The organism is Limosilactobacillus coleohominis (assembly GCF_016901675.1).
In the GTDB taxonomy this organism is placed as follows: Bacteria; Bacillota; Bacilli; order Lactobacillales; family Lactobacillaceae; genus Limosilactobacillus; species Limosilactobacillus intestinavium.
This window is the reverse complement of record NZ_JACJKU010000174.1, coordinates 1-754: the sequence shown is the minus strand read 5'-3', so window position 1 is coordinate 754 and position 754 is coordinate 1. Positions and strand designations below refer to the sequence as shown.

Below are 754 nucleotides of genomic sequence, written 5' to 3'. Positions count from 1 at the left end.
ATATGAAATCTATCAATGATAATTTGGGTATTCGGGAATAAGCGTCTAGCAATTTCTTTATAGTAGCTATTCAAATCCATTGAGATGGTCTTCACCCGTGCTCGTTCTTGTATAGGAAAGCTTAGAAAATAGTTTTCAATCGTACGTTTATAACGATCCGGTAGGATCGCTTGAATCTTATGATTGCCATCATTGTCAATACAAATAAAATGTAGCTGTTGATTAACTCCCCGAAATTCACCTAAGGCCATATTAATGGGTAATTCTTGCTTGATGAGTGAGGCAATGGCGCGACTTTGGTCTAAATAGCGATTGACCGTACTTGGTGAAATGTTGTTATCGTTGGCAATGCAATCTAAAGTACAATCATCTTGTAAGCTCATAATCACTTTGTTGCGAACTTTGTTCGCAATATGACAATATTTTTGCACAATTGGCGACTGCGCCAGTTGAGTATGCTGGCAATTTTTGCATCGCAATCTTTGTTTATGATACTGGATGACTAGCGTTATCAGCGGTAAATTTAGTGTTAACTTCTGAAAATCCAAATTTTACTAGTTGACGCTGATGACACTCAGGGCAGATATTATCCGGATAGATTAAAGTGAATTCATAGACTCGATATTTAATTAGCCGAATAAATTTATCCCGAAATGTCAATTTAAATTAGAAAAATGTTGAAAGCTGTTCATCTGTGACGTGACTTAGGAATACTTCAAGTGGTGTGCGGTAGTGAAGTGACTTCCGTGGAATA

At 36.9% G+C, this 754-nt stretch carries 1 protein-coding gene; it reads right to left on the bottom strand.

The annotated features are described in order from the left end of the window. A partial coding sequence (locus H5975_RS09180; RefSeq protein WP_204785631.1) for a transposase occupies positions 1 to 431 on the bottom strand: 431 nt, incomplete at its 3' end. Positions 432 to 754 lie beyond the last annotated feature (323 nt).